The sequence below is a fragment of the Xenorhabdus sp. KK7.4 genome (assembly GCF_963876465.1).
Taxonomy (GTDB): Bacteria; Pseudomonadota; Gammaproteobacteria; order Enterobacterales; family Enterobacteriaceae; genus Xenorhabdus; species Xenorhabdus stockiae.
This window is the reverse complement of the sequence record NZ_CAWNQF010000071.1, coordinates 18,344-35,425: the sequence shown is the minus strand read 5'-3', so window position 1 is coordinate 35,425 and position 17,082 is coordinate 18,344. Positions and strand designations below refer to the sequence as shown.

22 protein-coding genes are annotated in these 17,082 nt (G+C 45.2%); 1 reads left to right on the top strand and 21 read right to left on the bottom strand.

The features are described 5' to 3' along the window. Position 1: 1 nt before the first annotated feature. From AACS90_RS11025 to AACS90_RS10925, 21 genes are all read right to left on the bottom strand, one after another. Positions 2-1,819 carry a hypothetical protein gene (locus AACS90_RS11025; RefSeq protein WP_099122720.1) on the bottom strand — a complete coding sequence of 606 codons (1,818 nt, stop codon included), beginning with the start codon at positions 1,817-1,819 and terminating at the stop codon, positions 2-4. Beyond that, on the bottom strand, positions 1,809-2,255 hold the full coding sequence (locus tag AACS90_RS11020; protein WP_099122719.1) for a hypothetical protein: 447 nt from the start codon (positions 2,253-2,255) through the stop codon (positions 1,809-1,811). Before AACS90_RS11020 ends, AACS90_RS11025 begins: the two co-directional genes overlap by 11 nt. 8 nt (positions 2,256-2,263) lie before the next feature. After that, positions 2,264-2,593, bottom strand: coding sequence for a hypothetical protein (locus tag AACS90_RS11015; protein WP_099122718.1), 330 nt, complete (start codon positions 2,591-2,593; stop codon positions 2,264-2,266). Continuing rightward, positions 2,575-3,015, bottom strand: a complete 441-nt coding sequence (locus tag AACS90_RS11010) for a hypothetical protein (RefSeq protein ID WP_099122717.1) — start codon at positions 3,013-3,015, stop codon at positions 2,575-2,577. Before AACS90_RS11010 ends, AACS90_RS11015 begins: the two co-directional genes overlap by 19 nt. Next, the gene (locus tag AACS90_RS11005) at positions 3,005-3,613 is read right to left on the bottom strand and encodes a hypothetical protein (RefSeq protein WP_099122716.1); all 609 of its coding nucleotides are present in this window, start codon (positions 3,611-3,613) and stop codon (positions 3,005-3,007) included. The genes AACS90_RS11010 and AACS90_RS11005 overlap by 11 nt, the downstream gene beginning before the upstream one ends. Continuing rightward, on the bottom strand, positions 3,610-4,209 hold the full coding sequence (locus AACS90_RS11000) for a hypothetical protein (protein WP_099122715.1): 600 nt from the start codon (positions 4,207-4,209) through the stop codon (positions 3,610-3,612). Before AACS90_RS11000 ends, AACS90_RS11005 begins: the two co-directional genes overlap by 4 nt. Then, on the bottom strand, positions 4,193-4,798 hold the full coding sequence (locus AACS90_RS10995; protein ID WP_099122714.1) for a hypothetical protein: 606 nt from the start codon (positions 4,796-4,798) through the stop codon (positions 4,193-4,195). The genes AACS90_RS11000 and AACS90_RS10995 overlap by 17 nt, the downstream gene beginning before the upstream one ends. A 14-nt stretch (positions 4,799-4,812) precedes the next feature. Then, entirely contained in the window at positions 4,813-5,454 is a 642-nt protein-coding gene (locus AACS90_RS10990; protein WP_099122713.1) for a hypothetical protein, read from the bottom strand. A 51-nt stretch (positions 5,455-5,505) separates the two neighbouring features. After that, positions 5,506-6,402 carry a hypothetical protein gene (locus AACS90_RS10985; RefSeq protein ID WP_099122712.1) on the bottom strand — a complete coding sequence of 299 codons (897 nt, stop codon included), beginning with the start codon at positions 6,400-6,402 and terminating at the stop codon, positions 5,506-5,508. Positions 6,403-6,411: 9 nt separating this feature from the next. After that, entirely contained in the window at positions 6,412-7,377 is a 966-nt protein-coding gene (locus AACS90_RS10980) for a hypothetical protein (protein WP_099122711.1), read from the bottom strand. Positions 7,378-7,404: 27 nt separating this feature from the next. Beyond that, the gene (locus tag AACS90_RS10975) at positions 7,405-8,499 is read right to left on the bottom strand and encodes a hypothetical protein (protein ID WP_099122710.1); all 1,095 of its coding nucleotides are present in this window, start codon (positions 8,497-8,499) and stop codon (positions 7,405-7,407) included. Positions 8,500-8,508: 9 nt separating this feature from the next. Continuing rightward, positions 8,509-8,694 carry a hypothetical protein gene (locus AACS90_RS10970; RefSeq protein WP_099122709.1) on the bottom strand — a complete coding sequence of 62 codons (186 nt, stop codon included), beginning with the start codon at positions 8,692-8,694 and terminating at the stop codon, positions 8,509-8,511. Next, positions 8,691-9,008 (bottom strand): hypothetical protein, encoded by a 318-nt coding sequence (locus AACS90_RS10965; protein WP_099122708.1) that lies wholly within the window; start codon positions 9,006-9,008, stop codon positions 8,691-8,693. Before AACS90_RS10965 ends, AACS90_RS10970 begins: the two co-directional genes overlap by 4 nt. After that, positions 9,008-9,214: a hypothetical protein gene (locus tag AACS90_RS10960; RefSeq protein WP_099122707.1), complete on the bottom strand. Its 207-nt coding sequence runs from the start codon at positions 9,212-9,214 to the stop codon at positions 9,008-9,010. The genes AACS90_RS10965 and AACS90_RS10960 overlap by 1 nt, the downstream gene beginning before the upstream one ends. Then, complete coding sequence (locus tag AACS90_RS10955) at positions 9,211-9,399, bottom strand: hypothetical protein (protein WP_099122706.1); 189 nt, start codon at positions 9,397-9,399, stop codon at positions 9,211-9,213. The genes AACS90_RS10960 and AACS90_RS10955 overlap by 4 nt, the downstream gene beginning before the upstream one ends. Further along, positions 9,396-11,423, bottom strand: a complete 2,028-nt coding sequence (locus AACS90_RS10950; RefSeq protein ID WP_099122705.1) for a hypothetical protein — start codon at positions 11,421-11,423, stop codon at positions 9,396-9,398. The genes AACS90_RS10955 and AACS90_RS10950 overlap by 4 nt, the downstream gene beginning before the upstream one ends. A 9-nt stretch (positions 11,424-11,432) precedes the next feature. Continuing rightward, a complete protein-coding gene (locus AACS90_RS10945; protein WP_099122704.1) occupies positions 11,433-11,945 on the bottom strand; it encodes a hypothetical protein in 513 nt (170 codons plus the stop codon). A gap of 1 nt (position 11,946) precedes the next feature. After that, positions 11,947-13,956 (bottom strand): hypothetical protein, encoded by a 2,010-nt coding sequence (locus AACS90_RS10940; RefSeq protein ID WP_099122703.1) that lies wholly within the window; start codon positions 13,954-13,956, stop codon positions 11,947-11,949. 82 nt (positions 13,957-14,038) lie between these two features. Further along, entirely contained in the window at positions 14,039-14,356 is a 318-nt protein-coding gene (locus AACS90_RS10935) for a hypothetical protein (RefSeq protein ID WP_099122702.1), read from the bottom strand. Then, entirely contained in the window at positions 14,353-15,879 is a 1,527-nt protein-coding gene (locus AACS90_RS10930; protein ID WP_099122701.1) for a hypothetical protein, read from the bottom strand. Before AACS90_RS10930 ends, AACS90_RS10935 begins: the two co-directional genes overlap by 4 nt. Then, positions 15,879-16,574, bottom strand: coding sequence for a hypothetical protein (locus tag AACS90_RS10925; RefSeq protein WP_099122700.1), 696 nt, complete (start codon positions 16,572-16,574; stop codon positions 15,879-15,881). Before AACS90_RS10925 ends, AACS90_RS10930 begins: the two co-directional genes overlap by 1 nt. Between AACS90_RS10925 and AACS90_RS10920 the strand changes: the two genes are divergently transcribed. Beyond that, on the top strand, positions 16,575-17,063 hold the full coding sequence (locus AACS90_RS10920) for a hypothetical protein (protein ID WP_099122699.1): 489 nt from the start codon (positions 16,575-16,577) through the stop codon (positions 17,061-17,063). Positions 17,064-17,082 lie beyond the last annotated feature (19 nt).

Genomic DNA, 17,082 nt, shown 5'->3' with positions numbered 1-17,082 from the left:
CCTAAAGTTCGGTCATGTTTGCCGCTAACGCCAGTTCTGATACAACCGCTGTCGATTTCACTTCAATCTGCCAACGACGTACTAATCCCTGTCCATTAATTCTAAAGGGCTTATCGCTCCAAACAGGACGATCTATTCTTATCCGTTCATTTCCCTGTAGAGTTAACGCCACTTTGGGTGCAACAATATACGGGATCGCCGCAGAAGCATCAGGGTACTTCTGCAGAAACTCGCCCGTATCGGCAGGCGTCAACAAACGTTTATATTCTCGCCAAACCAATGTCACCCAATCCATACAGTCATGTGGGATATCTTCGGCATCACTGTGAACGACGCCGACACCTATTGATTCAGGATTTTTTGCTGAGAGAATGGCCGATTTCCAGGTTGCCTGCATGGCATAATCATTCTGTTCCCAGTCAAACACCATTGAACCTAATGCCACGGCCATACTCGTTTCATCGCCAAAATATAATGCATGTACCCGATAACTGAGATACACCAAATCTTTTTCTGCATATGCCTGATCATTCGTTCGCATGGGGAACATAATTGACTGACTCTGCACCTGATCCGTAAACGCAAAAATACGTTGGTCATAAAAACCCAGTACGTAATTCTGTGGTGACATTCTGAGCCACCATTCTTTATCCATCCAGTTTGCGGTTAACAAACCAACACCGGCACCGGTGACAACCGCGATTCCCTCTTCACTGCAATAATAGACGGACTCCCCCACGCACATCACACCTTTCACACTCAGACAGGGCATTCGCCGATTAATACGGGTGATCGTTAGTTTATCGGGTAATTCCCCCGCAATCACAAAGGGGACGCCCTTTGTTAATACCACCGCTTGATACGCACCTGTCTTTGTTCGGAAAGAAACAATACGAACGATCTCATCATCCACAACCAGCGTATTGGCTTCGGGAAACGCATGAGGTTGTTTATGTGCGGAAACATAAATATGACACCCCGACCAAACCAAAATTGCCCCATAGCCAATATTGGCAACTCCCTCCGCACAGGGCACCGGATACCAGGTTTGTGTCATTAACGGATTGCCACCGGCGAACAAATCTGGACAAAAAACAAACGCCAGCGTCTTTACCGATTGTTCATCTATCTGTGCCATTTCCGCTTCTTTATCTCCCACCAAAAGCATATACCAGCGGATCATTGTGGCATTAACCGGCGGTTTTTCTGTTGGCACCAACATGACCGATTCGGCATAGGGAACGAGGATCGGTTCAGAATAATCACTTGGCCCGGACTCTTCTTGGCACTCTGTCACCCAGGTATAACAAAAGGTCAGCACCTGGGGGGGTAATTCCTGATTCGGACAATCCTGTGCTGGTTTCTTCGGCAACGCATTTTGCCAGCAATCATCAGGTACGGGCATATCATCCCGACATTTCTGTCCTGTCAATGTTACTTTAGGGGCCTTGATTGGACGGGGTATACCTAATGCCACCGGCCCCGCTTTGTCTGTTATCCATGCATAACCGCTTCGCCACACCTGGTTGTCTTTAACAAAAAGAAAAGATTGTGGCCCTGCAATATGAATGGGATCTTCGGCAATGGGGGTCACGTGTTCGAAACCGAGCCATGCCCCCCCAATTTTATATAGTGCTTTTACTTCACCACTCATCGGTTTTCCATTGATATCCACCGCATTATAGAGGGGACGGGGGGCACGTAAGGGAACAATCGCGCCTGAATGAAGTAAACAATTTTCGGCAAAAGCAGCAAATCCCGCCCCCAGTTTATCTGATCGGATTTTAGGAATGACCCCCTGAAATTTATTAATTCTCATTGGCGACTCCACAGGGCTTACGGACTAATTCTTTGATACCCGCACAATCAATAGACACCGTGTCTGTCTCACAATCATAAACAAGCGGATACGCATAATTCGGGCGTGACTCCCGCGCAATCGCCCGAATAGCATCTACGGAGCACGCGGTATACACAATCCGGCTTCCGACCGGGAAACACCCCTGACGATTTTGAAAACGGGATATGGTTAACGTATCTCCGTTTCGGCCTGTCACAATCACTTCCTCACACCCAGGATCACACGGTAGACTAATCAGTGCATGAAACATCTGGCCTGCCTGCATTTCAGGAAAATGCCGTCCTTGTCCGCTACGGAGTTTAACGTTTCCCGATTGACAAAAAGATTCGCCCAACGTACCACTCCCCAACAGATCACACGGCAGTGCAAGATACTTATTCGGACATGACGGCATCGTGACTCCTAACTGGTCTGCTGTTTCACTAATTCAAGAATACCTGTATCTGTCCAGACAAACGTAATACAGTCCCCGGCACAATAAGGCATCCTTCCTCCCTCGATACCCCGTTCAACCGCGATAATATCCGGGTACGGTTTTTCATCGTAATTTGTCGTATGATGATATTTTACGACTTCTGCACGACCGGGGCCTTTCAGAATTAAATACGTATGATTTCCAACCCCAACAGCATCAAGGTCACGTGCATGACCATTGGCAATATTCAGAGTATTCTCTGATGCTGTAATATATTGATCGAGTGTCCCTGAAAACGTCACGATTGCTCGGAACATGGCTTCGCCTCCCCATCGATGTGCGTAATGTGTCCTGCTGCGTCTACTGTAATAATGGTGTCACAAGACAACGCATAACAGCCGGGTGTTATACATCCTCCAATTCCTTTATCGGTACACTGTGCAATCATTTCGCAAAGCTGGGCGGGATTCCAGTCAAAATAAAGACAAGTGCCCGCAGGCCAGGATTGTGCAACTGTACTGTCAGTGCCTCGTTCTACATGCAGTTTATTGCCTGACGCCCCATTCACCAGCACTACCTCACGCTTACTGCCTATTCCTTTCATGGTCAAATAATAATGAGTACCCGCAGCTGGCGTCATGGCACCGGCTAATCCCAATGCCACCATGAGAAATTGATCTGATGGCCCAATATTCATAGACAGTGTAGTACTTAAGGCGTACTTCGTTTTATCGATCATGGCAATCTCCACAGGCGATAACCGGTGTGGTATCTTCCGGCCATACTTCTAAATCCGGCACACAACACTGTGTTTCATATTGGTTACACTCACTGGTGCATTCCTGCATCACCGCCGTTGTCGCATTCACGTTGGCGGTCATAAACGGTTTATAAAAATAAAGCCGTTTATTGACTGCAACATGATTTACGATCAATTCACTTTCATAATATCCAGGGGGCGCTTTTAGGAATAGGTCGGGCCAGCGGAAGCGAACTTCTCCTTTCGGTGTGACCGAAATAGCACACATCGCCCACTGCCACTGACAATGGCTTATCCGGCGCAAACGCATAATCATCGACTGGCGCACCCAAACGTCATTACGTTCCTGCGTATAAAAACGAAAATCAAAGAGCCGTTCTATTTCACCCGATTGAATACGTATTGCCTGACGCGCACTGAATGTATAACAGGGTTCGGGTTTACATATTTGTTCAGGACAGACTGGCCCCGTAGATTCACATCCCGGATCATAAACGGGTAAAACACAGGGATCACAATCGATACCACACGCACTGTCCAAATGTGTTCCTGTCCGATTAATCGTATACGATTTCATAGCAATCTCCTGGCGGACGCTCTGGTACGTCGCCGCACCTTTCCTGAGTGCATTTTGGGACGGGAATTAGAAAAATTCATGATCCGGGAGGCTTTCGTATCTGCAATCGCATCATGAAACTGACGGGCAGCAAGCTGTGCCACGACATAATCGACCATTTGTGACCCATACATACTGTGTAAATATTGCCTGGCACCGTCCAATATCGGCATACGAAAACGTGTTAAAAACTCCGTCGGGATCTGGCAATTATCAATACCGGTTATTGCCCAGGAATAATGTACTAAAACACAGGCTCCCTCATGATAATCATCAAACAATTGCACCACATTGTACTGGCCGTCACGTGCCCAACGTGTCGTTGATTCGCCATTAACCGAAACGTTAATAATGCTACTGATAAGCTGATCTGCTGGGATATCCAGCCAGTACTCACAAACGCCGGTCTGATAAGGTATCTGTAGCGTGTCCGTGAAAATTTCCGTTTCTAGCATGAACGTTTTCATGGATTCCACTAAAGCCAGTTGCGCCTGTGCAGGGCCAACGCTTCGACACATTAACTGCAGCGGTGCAACTAAATCACTGACGACTGCCATTGGTTACCCCCAATAATAAGAGCGCATTCTGCCAATGCACGTGTCCTTTTTCCGTATAGACTGTTGACGTTTTGTCGTAAGAATACGCATAAAACATCATAATCTCTTCCAGTGCAGGAAGCAGATCATCGGTCAGTGGGATATTCTCATCTTTAGTCACGGTCGGGATTTGAATACAAAGTCCCCGCACTTTATAGTGTTCATGTGGGTTAACCGGATGGGCTTCATATTCGCCATCGGCACGATTCACTAAATATAATGGGCCGCCTTGTCCATTACATAACACCATATCCCATGCAGAAGGTGTCTCTTCCGTCGAAGCCAGATATCGGATGCGTCTTCCTGCGCGGTTCGTCAGCGTATAGGGGGGCAAAAAAGCCGTACATGATGTATGTAATAAACCATCGGCAGGCAAGTCATACATAACCATTGCACCAAATTGCCGTGGATGATACCGCCCGATAACCCGTAGACTATAGTTAACGGCGATAAGCAGATCCACGTCTTGCCAATGCGTGTAGGCATATCCCGGCTCTTGGTCTTCAAGGCGACGGGATACACGTTCAATCACGCTATTCGTTGTCGCCATAATCACTCCGAAAACTAAAAAACGTCTTTTGACATGTCGTTGAGATCTTGTATTACAACAGCATCATTTCCCATACGGGTTTCATCATAGAATGCTGACACAACTTCATTGCCGTTGCGGAATCCATGCGTTGGCAGCACAGGTTCGACGAAAAGGCGTGCCCCTTGTACGGTTTCATGGAATCGGCGCTGCTGTATTTTTTCTTGATTAATCCGTAGTGCTTCCTGTAAATCGTCATGCGTATAGATATACGTAATATCCGGTACATTCGCTAAGATCACGCGATCAATGGGACTTTCTGCATCAAAAGGCATGATATGACCATACGCATCAATAATGGCTAGCGGCGTTGCCCCCGGTGATACGGGAGGTTTCATGCGATCACGAAGCGCTGTCACATTCTTATCATTCCCACGAATCTGTAATAATTGATTCGGGTTATGACGTGCCTGTAATGCCGTGCCCCCTCGCTGAAAATGGACTCGCTTACGCGGTGCTTTGGATTCATTTAGTGTATCCTCTGGTATCTCATGAGACACAATATCCAATCCTTCATTGGCTTTTTGCTGTCGAGTGTGGGGTGTTTCATAGGCTAACATTTTCGGTGATTCACTGACTTTCTGCCGTCGGGTACGTTGTGTGATTTTTTCTGCCATGATCCGCTCCTGAAAATGAGGGGGAGTCTCATTCTCCCCTTCTGATACACCTTAATTAAGTGGCTGGCACTCTGGGTCGGGAAAAATGGTTTCACAAGGCGTCGGTGCACAGTTACACGGATGCTCATCAAAATATTCCGTGATATCCGCATAAATGCCAACACAAGCATCAAACGGTACATCCTCGTGCGATGAATTTTGTGCCGCTTTAAAGGTATTGACCAGATAACCATTCGTGGTCGTTAGTAAGGGAACGGGTAAACCACTCCCTGTCCCGTCTGCAGAAGCCCCTCGCGGAACCTGTATTGTTACCGTTTGTGACGGCACAGTGATCGATCCCGTCACCTTCTTATCATCTGATGTGGTGAAATTATCTACCTGAATTGTTTGTGCTGGGATCACCACATCGACGGGCGTCGTATTGGCGGTATCCAGTTTTATTGACATCTCATTGGGTAATTTCGTTCGTGGTGCTGGCAAGTTACTGGTGGTTGGCACGAATCCCAGATAAAACCCCGGTTTTGCTAAATCGACCGTTAACTGCTTACCTTCACCATCGACTACATTTATTTTCTCTGCGCCCGTGACTTTTCCTGTTTTCTGATCATACACAGACAGTTCCACAAACGGTGTTAATGTACCTGCTCCCACCCGTTTTACGTGATAGACAATGGCATTAATTAGCCAGCCCGTTCCCAATAGATGGGTGGCAATTTCAGCACCATCGGGCATTTTAAAGTCCGTTTTCTCGCTCAGTTCTGGTACTTCATATGCCCCGGTATAGGCAAAATCTTGGGTATCAATATGGTTTTCTAGCTGATGATTTCGTTTCTTCTGATGACCTGCCGGTTGGACGGGCAAAACATCATTGAATGTTGAAAACAGCGTATCATCAATCCGGCGAAGAACGTTGCCCCCGTCGAATAAGCCAAAGCGTTTCGCTGACATATTGCCTCCTTATTTCTTCAGGGTAGCGTACATTACGGCCATAGCTTCAGGTCGCATGAGTTTAAATCCATAAACCTGTAATCCCTGCCAATAGGTCGCAAAATCGGTGGCATCCGAATCGACCACACGGTTGTAATTGATTTGCGTGATCATCAAAATGGCATCTTTACGACCAAACAGTAAGGTATAACATCGGTCTCCCGTATCAGGATCGATATAGGTGGGGGCTTCATGGGTAAACACAAATGTATATCCCACCATATCAACCCAAACTTCCCCATTCATTAAGACAATCGATTTCGCCTGACCGGATTTTGATGCATCGTACAAAACAGAATCAGGACGATACATCATTGGTTGTAGCGCATACGGTGTAATAATAATAAAAGGGCCACTAACTCCCTGTTCTGCCAGTACTGCACGACCATTGGCAAGTTGTTCACCGATGTTCGTGGGTGATAAAACGACGGGGTGACCGAGTGTCCCTAAGTTATACTGCCCTGTACGCACACCTGCGCATTGTCCCTTATTAAAAGGGGAAACCTGCCAGGGCGTTTGAATGAGAATTTCGCGGGATATCGACAAGTCCATTTTGTTCGCTGCGTCGTCTTTCCAGGAATTAACCCACGTATTAATATTCTCGATCTGTCGCGTATCAATGTAATTGACTTTCAGTGACCAGTATTTTGCCCGATCAATCGTCATACGGAAGATATCTGTCGCTAACTTACTGTGTGTTAGCGGCTGATTCTTCTGATAATCGAAGATTTCCGCCTCTGGCTCACGGCGTAAAATAACTTCATTACCCGTGGTACTGATTTCTTTCGGAATATCCGCAACCTGACTCGTCGTGATTTGTGCGGTTATGCCTTTCATTTTAAATCGTGCAATCAGCGCCTTTCCGATAATCGGATTCGTCAAGAAACTATAATTCGGGTATCCTGACGCGGCTGGCACTACCCCCATCTGTCGCATATGAACTCCTCAGTTTATGCTATGCCATTAATCAACAACACGCCCTTGCAACATTGCCAACTGGAACTGATCTTCTATCTTCTGATAGCGTTCCGCATCCATTTGGCCGGACATAAATGCTGCGTAAGCCTTATCGTATTCGCGCTGACTCAACACCTGTTTGCGTTGAACAGGCGGTGTGTTCCCCAGCGCGGTGCCCTGATAATTGACCGGCTGATGGGATTGCCCTTGACTGCTCTGATTTAGACCACTACGGAATGTCTGTAATAAATTGATCAATCGTTGTGCATCACCCTGTTTCCAGGCCATATCCACGAGTTTTCCATAAGAGTAACCTCCGGCAGCTTCTGAATTGCGAAATGCCGCAAAGGCCGGGTGCGCCGTTAAGGTCTCTACATCAGGCACCTGAGAACGAATGATAATGTTCATTTCCTGTTCCGGTGTCATACCTTGTGAGGCCGGGCTACTCTGTGATGCTTTCAGTTGATTAAGTTCACTTTGCAACCGAAATTGTTCCTGCGCGATACGCTGTAAATTGGGTGCCATACCCTTGAGTATCTTTTGTGTCTGCTCTGCCGCCTGTTTTCGAATATATTGTGCGGCGTCGCCGTAGGTTTTTTCATCTTCTGCCGAAATTTTAATATCATCAATATTGATCTGGGGTATCAGTGACTGCAAAAATTGCTCTTGTTCTTTCTGTTGTTGTTCAGCCAGTTGCTGCTGTCTGACCTGTAAGTCCTGCTGTTGCTGGTGTTGCAGACGCTGATTTTCCAGCTGTAGACGTTGTGCTTCAAACAGCTGTTGTTGTTGTTGATTGTGTTGCATCTGCGCTAACAACGCACTTAGATTCGGGTCGGTGATAACACCAGGTGTATTCGATTGTCCTGATGGTGGCGCGCCTGTAGCTGATGACAAGCCTTTAATATTACCCCGATCATCAAAAAGGCTGATAACATCATACTCATTCTGACTTTGGGTATTCTGTTGTTCGGGTGACTGTCCCTGAAAGCCGTTCTGTGCGGGTAGCGACGCTGAGGGTGTCCATGTCGGTGTATTCTCCTGTGCCGCAGGAGACTGTCCCCATACCGGCTGATTTGTATCATCATTAAATAAACCTGGCATAATGGCACCTTAACTGTCTAAGTCGTTTAATATCTCTTTCAGGACAGCAACGCGTCCTCGGTTAAAATCGTTCGCATCCGTATTTTCATACGCTTCACGGGCATCCTGTAATGCCTGTTGCAGACATTTTATAAACTGCTGAAAACCTTTATTCTGTTTTAACACGGTTATCGGTACTTCACGATTACTGATCATAATGTTCCTCTTACCGTCACGATATAATCCACCACGAGCAGGTTTAAATCCACATCCTGCTGTTGGTCTAAGGCAAACGCATAAGTACCCGGTAACGTACTGACAAATTGTGGACTATTTGTCGAGATTTTAAACTGCTTACTGTCAACATTAAATGGTTGAAAATCAATGTCTTTTACCGTATCACTCTTTTTAGGAGCATAATAGACCAGATAACCGTGTGTGGGATTATTGGTCTGCGCCACACTGGCGATCAAAGTCTGGGGTTTATTATTCTCACCAATGGTGAGGACTTTTGCATAGCTTTTTGCCATTACAGTTTCTCCATTGGGGTTATAAAGAGCACTTGCAATACGGTTTTATATGCCTGCAATAATCGTCTACGTTCTTCCGTTGCCGGATAGGCTTCGTACTGTTCACGGGCCTGCGTTAATTGCGCTTCTAAGAACCAGCGTATATGCCGTCCAATGACATGATTGCGTAATCTGTTAATTCCTCGATACTGTTTATCCGTAATCATAGTGTCTCCTGTGAAATTGCGCGATACACTATTAAGGATTCCCGATGTTCTTTCGCCAGTTCCCCTCGCTGTTCTAACTCGGCATAATTTTCCGGTATTTCTAGACGTTCCCGAAGCAAATCGTAAATTGCTTCGGCTTCGGGCATACTCCGAAAGGTCGCAATGGCTTCTTGTAATTCATTCATGGTTTCCCCAAAATAATATTTGAAATCAGGTTCCTCGGTTTATTGTCACTGTCATATACCACACCCGTTAACACGCCATTTAACTTTAAAGCGGCTTCCATATTCTGGTCTATATATTCATAACCCGGCAGGTCACCAAAACTATCGGTGTAATTTCTCACCGAAAGCTGAGACATGCCTGAACTTTCCCCTACTAAATCTCCTGGAAAGTCGGTGCCTTTTGGATCTTGGGTCAAATTGGCATAAGAGCAGGCAATAAAGGTCTGTTGTGCCCCTTCAAATACTGAATCTTTTCCGGTGATGCCCCACCAGGATTCTTTCGGATAAACGGGTTTTCCGTTCTGCTGCGGCCAGCCGCCGACGGGTTCCTGCAATGCGGCAACGGGGGCATATTTGTTTTGGAATATACAGCCATAATACATAACTTTTCCATCACTCATTCCGTATACCCCATAACCATCCCAACGCGCCCAGGCAGAGGTATAATCTTTATCTGCATTAGGCGTACCCGGTTCATTCGCCGCTTCACACATAAACTGTAATCCCGTACAAACTAATTGTCCCCCTCCTTGTGGTGAACAAGTTTCTATGTCATAAACGTGTATAGCCGTATTATAAACCACATTGTAATAAATCTTTGGCCGTGTAAAACCACTGTGCGACCACCACTGATATGATGGTCTTTGCGGTGTCACTGTAGGTTTTTTATTACCGTCAATTAATGGGTCACCATACGCTTGAATATTTCTGACAGCACCGTTTGTCACGTTAAAACCCGTCCAGATATAATCCCCACCACAACGCAAATGGATGGTATTACTTTCATCCTGCCGGACACGACTGAGCGCCTCTTTTAATGTTTTCAATGGCTCTTTGAGTTTACCGCTATTCTTATCATCTCCCGCGACTGAATCCACGTATAAATTCGTGACATCGACAGTAGCTTGTACGCCAGAATACAATCCGTTATTGCGACTAGTCAGTAAATTACCCTTATCGGGTGAAATTTTAACTCCTAATGGATCGGAAGCTATCCCTGAACCAGTTAAGCTACTATTTACACTGACTTTGATTTTATTGTTCAGACTATTAATCAGCGTTGTCATGACACCCTGATTTGCGACAAATGCGTTAATCACTTTTTGTAAATCGAGATCCAGGCAATTTCCTTCCGTCCCGTCACCGGTGATAAAACCTGTACTTGCAACACACACTTTAACTTTATTGATTAAGGCTTTCTTTATATCATCCATCGATAATGTAATGGCATCACACTGGTTATCAATCTTGATATGTAATCCTTTATCATCCATTGTGATGGAATCAATCACTTTCCAGCAGACACGGGTAAAATCAATATTCAAAGGAATATCATCACCGTTTCCTGTCAGCGGGCTATCCCGGTCAATCTTGACCCGGCGTAAGGCTGCCGCGAGCACTTTAATGACTTTCCCGTTTCCCAAGACTAATTCGATATCGCCATTTGCATCAATATTGCCACTGCTTACCGTCGCATCATCCAGTAATTGACCTAAATTGGCGGTGACTTTACTGCCGTCACCTAGCATCAGTTCAAGACTGTTATCCTTCGTTAAGACTGCACTTTTGAGCGTTTTTTCGGCAACCGCCTGCGTCACCGCTTTTGTGAGATCGACCGTTAACTGTTTACCGTCTTTCAGTGTCAGCGTTATGGCCATACCATTCGTCGTTAAACTCTGCGGTATAATGGAGGCGAGATTCACTTCATGGGTTTTACCCGCCTGATCCACTAACGTGATACGTTCACCATCAAATGACAAGGCTTCAATACCCGGAATAGTAATATCGCCCTTCTGAATAGCCTCTTGCGCCAATGTATTCAGTTCATCACATTTTATAATATGGGTTGCTGGCGCGAGGACATTTCCCTGACAATCGACGAGACCTGCCTGTATTTCATTACAGATTATCTTCTGATTAATGACCGACTGAATATAATTACTGATCTGCTCAAACGTTAATATAGGGGAACAGCAATTAGACATATCTTTCTCCTAACACTTCGCGTTGTTATACAACATAGCCCAGACATGTTCCGTCGTTGCAGGTTCTATCACTACCGTAACATGGCCTGCCGGGGTTTTTTCAATATGAAAGCCACACAGGTCTGCTCCGTATGCGATCCCGACAGGGATATCTATGATATATTCACCTGGGGGGATCATCATGCCACTGCCACGCCAATGTTCCAAAATGGCGTTATAATCTGTATCACAACCTATCTGACATGCCAGTATTCGCTGTACACGCAAGATTATTGCTGATTCACAAAATGGAACATCCTCACACACTAAATGAATCTGACTTAGCGTATTTACAATAAAACGGTATTCCGACAAGTCATTCGGTTTATCATCCGTATCACTGGGTGTCCCTGAATACTTCATATTTCTGAGCTGAGTGACCTGACAGCAGGTGTTTTTATTCTTTGCAGGAGGTTCACAAACTTCTGGCTCAAAAAATGTTGTGATTGAAAAATCAAAGTATTGGCATTTTACCTGCGCCATACTATCCCCCTAACGAATGATTCATTTGATTAATCGTTTGGATGGCCTGCGCACTTCGACCATCCAGAGGTTGTGTATAGTCACTATTATTCATTGCGGGTGCGCCCTCTATTGTCCCACTTTGGGCTGCTCCCACATTGTCCGTCATTCCTGTCAGTGAGGCGATAATACCTTGATCCTGATTCATCGCATCCTGTAACGCGATATTGGGTAAGCCTTTTGTATCGACTCCCATCTGTGATAATAGCTGTTCCAAGATACGCATAATAAATGCCGGAGGGACTTCGAATCCTCTTGCAAACGGTGCAAGCGACTGCAAGACCCAGGTGAGATTGCCTTGTTGTTTTTCTTTTTCCTGCATCCCACGGACACCACTGGCTCTGACATTCACATCTCCTTTCAGAGAAGGATTAGGATTAAACTGTAATTCAATATCTACAAAGCGTTGTATTATCGGTTCAATCACATGATTTTCCGCATACAGTAAGGGTTGTTTAATCGCCTTACTCGCCTGGTTTAACATCATGGAGACTCCTCCAGATGTGCGACCAATCGTTGCTGCCCCTTGTGTTTGTCCAAATGCCAGTCGGGGTATCCCAATTAATTCATAAGCAGACGCATGGGCTTTATCAAAAATACTCCACAGTTCCCCGGCAAGACTGGGGATCGTATAAAAGCGGTAAGCTGGGGCATTCTGACTGAACGAATCTTGTTTAACGGGCGTAATCTTACGTGGATAAATCTCTGTCGGATCACCTTCACCTTTCACACGGGCTGTATCTACTTCACCTAGTGGGCCAGCGGAAAAATCCATATTATTCACGAGTGCTCGGCCCGCCGTCGTACATTGGATCTGAACATCTTCAATCGTTTCAGGAATACTGCTTCCCCAGAGTTCGCCCGGCAAATGGTAAAATGCAGCGGTATAAAATGGTCGGCGCCCCAATGGATCGGGATTTAAAACACATTTAATAATTGTACCGGCTAATACCCAAATTTCCGATTCATAGAGTCGGTATTCATTACTGATATCAACACCATACTCTTTTAATTTCGCACCTTGTATTCGGCCATAATGGATCAACACATCATAGATACCAATCCACGATAAATCAGAGACACTGCCAATTCCAGAGTCACCTAACGCATCCGGCTCTATTTCACTGCCGGTTGCCTCATAAGGTAAAATGTACTTTTCATGATCCTGCAATACATAAAATATCGATTCTGCATCAAAACTAACTGTGCCTGACATATCGAGAAGTTCACTCGACGTAAGTCGCTGGCGTTCAATAACGTACTCACATGACTGTAAATCTTTGGCATTCGGGGACGGAAAAATATTAAAAGGTGAAATATTATATACGCGATGAACCATCTGATCCTGGTAGACCATTGCCATACCGTCCCATACTTTCATCTTCCGTGTTTCATAAACAGGGCCTTTTAAAATGGCTAACGGATATGCAACATAGTTATACAACCACTGACTGAATTCTGTTTTAAAATTAGCCAATTTCAGCTTTTGTAAAACAACCGGATAAAGATTATTCGCAGCTGTTTTCGCCGCTTCGTTATAAAACGTCAGTGCCGTTTGCGACATATTCTTTAACAGGTTTGTAAATAACGATTCGTCCCCTCCCGTCATTTCAATGATACGCTGGATATTGGTTTCAATAGCATTTATTAATTCATCCTGAACAGGCGCAGGCAATTGAGCGACGGGATCGGTTTCTAAAACAAAAGGCTGTTCGAGAATAGGATCAAGTACCTCCTCAACCTGCGCATGAACATTTCGGGTGATTGGGCCGGTAATATTCATAGCGACTTCAATCTCATCGTCCTCTGGATCTACCGGCACCGAATCAATTTGTCCTTTCATCAGGTCAAGGCAACGCTGACAACGGCGATGCGCATCACTGTTTGACGATGCCGCTTGTGTATACCGCGCAACGATCAAATTCCCCAGTGTTGCATTCATCTTTTCCTTACTGCGTGACAGCTTTGCCATGATGTTTAAACCCTGAATTTTTTACTACGAGCAGGACAACCCGTTTTACGATTACCACAACGAGCGTAATACATATTACCTCCTACCTTAAACGTGATGTTAAGTGTGGCGCATTTATCAGAATGAAGTTATAGACAACCGCCATATCGGGTTCTTTCGTTGCAAGAAAGTAATTCTTCACAATGGTCGAGGCCGATCCAAAAAGTAAATCCCATACGGTTGTTATATGCGTTTCTATGGGAATTAACGTCTGACAAAGCGCAGTAACAGCTTCGGGCAGCTCTGTCCCATTATTCGGGCTTCCCTCAATAGTATCGCACATTTGCAGCAGATCATTAACATTTGATTGAATTCTGTTCAACAGAACACGTGTTCCATCAATATCTAACCCCTTAATCATGCTCTTTTCCTCCGCACAAAATGATGCCGAGTTCGTGGTTTTACCCGTTCATCCGGTGCATTGTCACTGCGACCATTTACCACATCATAGCCCAGACATAAGTACTGTAGTGCGTCCATCAGATCCGACACCCAACCAATATGGGATTTTGTGGGTGTCTCCATGACGGCATCTGTCTTACCCTTAATGTTTTCATAAATATACTTATCATCGATGGCCTTAATCGTCATGACACAGTTATCACATATTTGCAGCATAGGTGCCCCCTCACTGTCTAATGTCCGTAAACGGCGACTGACCGCTTCAATACGTGGTTCCATTTTATTCCGAGTATCCCACGGAACTGAGATGGGAATTTTTCGCTGTCGCAATACACCGAAGGGTGACAGTTCTACGGCTTGTCCCTTATCGGCCCCGGCTGGATCACCCCAAGCGCCCGCAATAACATTACGAGAGTATTTCTGCAGGAGTACAGGGCGGCAATAACCATCAAATAATGTGGATACGGCCATTGCCTCGCCCATGACTTCATCGGTGATCACTATCCGTCCTGTCTTCGTACCAATTCCGATTAGCATCACTGGCGTGCGTCCGAAGTCAAAAGCGAGATAAACCGGAGCACCATCAGGAATACGAACACTATTGCGGGAAATAACATGAAGAGGAACGCGAAATTCTGGAAAAACTACCTTACCGGTTTTCAGCGGTGAAAACTGCCCTTCAACATAGGCCCTAATATAATCATCTGAATTTCCCAGCATCTTATAATAATAATTATAGCCATCAGCCAGATTATGAATATTTTCTGCTTTCGGATTCGGTATCCACTCGCCGCCCGAATCTTTCGGTCGTATTAACGCAGGAGGTTGTTTGAACAGTTCAAAATACTCACGACCAATTTCATGCTCTATTTTTTTCCAGATAGGTTTTTTTTGTAATGACCAGGTATAAAGCCAATGACTCTCTTTGGGGCCATTTGTGGTAAATAACATGCCTGTCCAGGTAGGTATGCCACGGACAGCAGATGGATAACGTCCAATACGTGTTGAAATAATTTCTACAATTTCTTCGGGTATCTCTGAGGCTTCATCAATCATGACACCCGTCATTTCTGCCCCCAGCGCATCCCCTAATGCAGCTTCACTGTCCATTGCAGCAAACTGCCATTCACTGTGAATACGTGTTCCATCCGGTAAATCCATCTGCCAGGTTGCCAGAATATTGGGACTTTCCACTACATGACAGTAATTCATGAGGCCACCCATTGCCAGTTTAAACGTTTCTAAAGTGTTACGTTTTAATTGTTTGTTTGTATTACGAATTACTACCCATCTGGTATAACGAGTACGGTCTGCGTTGGCGGGTAACTGTATTAGAGAACGGATAACCAAATCTTTAAAGGCATAGGTGGTTTTTGCTGATCCCGCTGGGCCAATCACCCCCCGGATATAAGCACTACTTCGGTGCATCTGTAATAGCGTTTGATGTTTATCAAAACTTAAGTCTACTTCCAGACGCGCCATTAATCCGCCTCCATATCAATCACAACTCCCTGTTCCGATACGGCTTTTAACTTAGGTGAAAATGGACTCTGATCACCAAAATTAAACACAATATTCGCTGCAGAACCGGGACTTATCATATCGCCTTTTTCATTACGCGGTATCGCATCAGCAATCTGTGCCATTGCGGTAAAGGCCCGTACACGATCCGAATCTCTTGTGTCCTTATTCATCACTAAATCGTGTATGGCATCGAGTTGGGCATCCACCATTAATTTCGCTCTGGCACGCAACATGCCATTCACATCCTTCTCCATGTCTTTTCGGAAAGTTTTGACCAGTAAAGCAAAATCGTCCTCTTTCAATTTTAAAAGGACATCATCATCAGACAGGCTATACGCTTTACAAATAAGACTAATTTTATTATCACCAAAATAGGCGATATCTCGCGCCAATGTCACATCTGTCGCCAGCATCGTCTGCAGCTCACTGCGTAATCGGTCATGAATAACCTGGCTTGACCTTTCACTGTCAGGAAATTTTCGCTCATCAGACCAGAATTTTGATGTCTCGTCCCAGGGTTTTTCCGCTAATTGACTAATTACCGAAAGCGGATCATGCTGTTCTTCATCAAATAACGAAAAAGGAAAATCATCTGGCCCCAGCATAAGATGTAGTGGCTTGTCACCAAACATACGCGATTCCTCAGAGGTCATATGTCCTACCCTAACGGTACTATTATTAAATCAGCCCAAAATTTTCCACGTTATACCCGATTTGGCGATGGCTGCATTTTTGCCCCGGGTTGTTCCTTTTCTAATCCCTGTTATTTTGGTAAAGGTTGTCTCTTTCAAAAAGGCTGTGCTCTCAATTTTATCCCTGATAATAAGCCTCATCCTCCCCATCAAACGGGTGAGGGGAATGTGTTTGCTGAGAACTGTACCCTTATGTATGTTATTGTGGGTGCTGCCAATGTAATACGCAACCCGACCACATACCAACCTGTCTCACAAGGCGTTGGCACCATCATTGGTGATGGACATAATGTTAATCATTCCTGTCAAATATCCAGTACTATTCCGTACACAAAAGGACAGGTTATTTCTGATTGTCATGTGAGCCAGAATTGGAAACAAGCCTCACAACCCGATGGCTTTACTCACGATACCGCTAAAGTCAAAGACACTTCCTGGGGGATAACATGATTCAATTAAAAGACAGTGA

What these genes read in the sequence shown, in the direction of transcription:
- AACS90_RS11025 (WP_099122720.1), bottom strand. Translation starts at nt 1,819, where the DNA reads ATGAGAATTAATAAATTTCAGGGGGTCATTCCTAAAATCCGATCAGAT.
- AACS90_RS11020 (WP_099122719.1), bottom strand. Translation starts at nt 2,255, where the DNA reads ATGCCGTCATGTCCGAATAAGTATCTTGCACTGCCGTGTGATCTGTTG.
- AACS90_RS11015 (WP_099122718.1), bottom strand. Translation starts at nt 2,593, where the DNA reads ATGTTCCGAGCAATCGTGACGTTTTCAGGGACACTCGATCAATATATT.
- AACS90_RS11010 (WP_099122717.1), bottom strand. Translation starts at nt 3,015, where the DNA reads ATGATCGATAAAACGAAGTACGCCTTAAGTACTACACTGTCTATGAAT.
- AACS90_RS11005 (WP_099122716.1), bottom strand. Translation starts at nt 3,613, where the DNA reads ATGAAATCGTATACGATTAATCGGACAGGAACACATTTGGACAGTGCG.
- AACS90_RS11000 (WP_099122715.1), bottom strand. Translation starts at nt 4,209, where the DNA reads ATGGCAGTCGTCAGTGATTTAGTTGCACCGCTGCAGTTAATGTGTCGA.
- AACS90_RS10995 (WP_099122714.1), bottom strand. Translation starts at nt 4,798, where the DNA reads ATGGCGACAACGAATAGCGTGATTGAACGTGTATCCCGTCGCCTTGAA.
- AACS90_RS10990 (WP_099122713.1), bottom strand. Translation starts at nt 5,454, where the DNA reads ATGGCAGAAAAAATCACACAACGTACCCGACGGCAGAAAGTCAGTGAA.
- AACS90_RS10985 (WP_099122712.1), bottom strand. Translation starts at nt 6,402, where the DNA reads ATGTCAGCGAAACGCTTTGGCTTATTCGACGGGGGCAACGTTCTTCGC.
- AACS90_RS10980 (WP_099122711.1), bottom strand. Translation starts at nt 7,377, where the DNA reads ATGCGACAGATGGGGGTAGTGCCAGCCGCGTCAGGATACCCGAATTAT.
- AACS90_RS10975 (WP_099122710.1), bottom strand. Translation starts at nt 8,499, where the DNA reads ATGCCAGGTTTATTTAATGATGATACAAATCAGCCGGTATGGGGACAG.
- AACS90_RS10970 (WP_099122709.1), bottom strand. Translation starts at nt 8,694, where the DNA reads ATGATCAGTAATCGTGAAGTACCGATAACCGTGTTAAAACAGAATAAA.
- AACS90_RS10965 (WP_099122708.1), bottom strand. Translation starts at nt 9,008, where the DNA reads ATGGCAAAAAGCTATGCAAAAGTCCTCACCATTGGTGAGAATAATAAA.
- AACS90_RS10960 (WP_099122707.1), bottom strand. Translation starts at nt 9,214, where the DNA reads ATGATTACGGATAAACAGTATCGAGGAATTAACAGATTACGCAATCAT.
- AACS90_RS10955 (WP_099122706.1), bottom strand. Translation starts at nt 9,399, where the DNA reads ATGAATGAATTACAAGAAGCCATTGCGACCTTTCGGAGTATGCCCGAA.
- AACS90_RS10950 (WP_099122705.1), bottom strand. Translation starts at nt 11,423, where the DNA reads ATGTCTAATTGCTGTTCCCCTATATTAACGTTTGAGCAGATCAGTAAT.
- AACS90_RS10945 (WP_099122704.1), bottom strand. Translation starts at nt 11,945, where the DNA reads ATGGCGCAGGTAAAATGCCAATACTTTGATTTTTCAATCACAACATTT.
- AACS90_RS10940 (WP_099122703.1), bottom strand. Translation starts at nt 13,956, where the DNA reads ATGGCAAAGCTGTCACGCAGTAAGGAAAAGATGAATGCAACACTGGGG.
- AACS90_RS10935 (WP_099122702.1), bottom strand. Translation starts at nt 14,356, where the DNA reads ATGATTAAGGGGTTAGATATTGATGGAACACGTGTTCTGTTGAACAGA.
- AACS90_RS10930 (WP_099122701.1), bottom strand. Translation starts at nt 15,879, where the DNA reads ATGGCGCGTCTGGAAGTAGACTTAAGTTTTGATAAACATCAAACGCTA.
- AACS90_RS10925 (WP_099122700.1), bottom strand. Translation starts at nt 16,574, where the DNA reads ATGACCTCTGAGGAATCGCGTATGTTTGGTGACAAGCCACTACATCTT.
- AACS90_RS10920 (WP_099122699.1), top strand. Translation starts at nt 16,575, where the DNA reads ATGTCCTACCCTAACGGTACTATTATTAAATCAGCCCAAAATTTTCCA.